Here is a 572-nt window from a genome sequence, read left to right as displayed (position 1 = left end):
GGATGAAACCCGGGTTGACGAGATTCGCGGCCTGCTGGTGGATCTTCCCGGTTACGGCTACGCCGAAGTGTCGGGCGACGCCAAGCTGCACTGGCAGCGGCTGCTGGGCGACTATGTGCAGCGGCGCGAGCAGCTGGCCGCGCTGGTGCTGATCGTCGATTCGCGCCGCCCCTTCACCGACCTGGATCTGCAGATGCTGGAATGGTTTGCGCCAACCGGCAAGCCCATCCATTGCATCCTGAGCAAGTCCGACAAGCTCAACCGCAATGACGCCGCCAATGCGTTGCGCCAGGCGCGCACCCTGCTGGGCAGCTATGTGCAGGAAGACGGCAGTCCCTGCCCGTTTACTGCCCAGCTGTTTTCCGCATTGAAGCGCACCGGACTGGAAGAGGCGACCGAACGCATCGAAACCCTGCTGGGCCTGAATGTGCCGCTACAGCATAAGGACGAGGATCTGCCAGACAGCGAGAACGCGCCTCAGGCGCAAGATGGCGAAAAGGCATAAAAAAACCCTGGAGAAAGGGGAGTATCTCCAGGGTAGTAACGCCTATCGTCAAGAACGAAAGGCCCCG

At 61.4% G+C, this 572-nt stretch carries 1 protein-coding gene; it reads left to right on the top strand.

All coding sequences use genetic code 11. The features are described 5' to 3' along the window. Window positions 1–505 (top strand): GTP-binding protein (locus JK635_RS28595; RefSeq protein WP_498043876.1); only part of this gene is annotated, 505 nt, incomplete at its 5' end. Between the last annotated feature and the right edge of the window lie 67 nt (window positions 506–572).

It is taken from the genome of Neobacillus paridis (assembly GCF_016765675.1).
Taxonomy (GTDB): Bacteria; Bacillota; Bacilli; order Bacillales; family Cytobacillaceae; genus Neobacillus; species Neobacillus paridis.
This window is presented reverse-complemented; position numbering and strand designations above follow the sequence as displayed.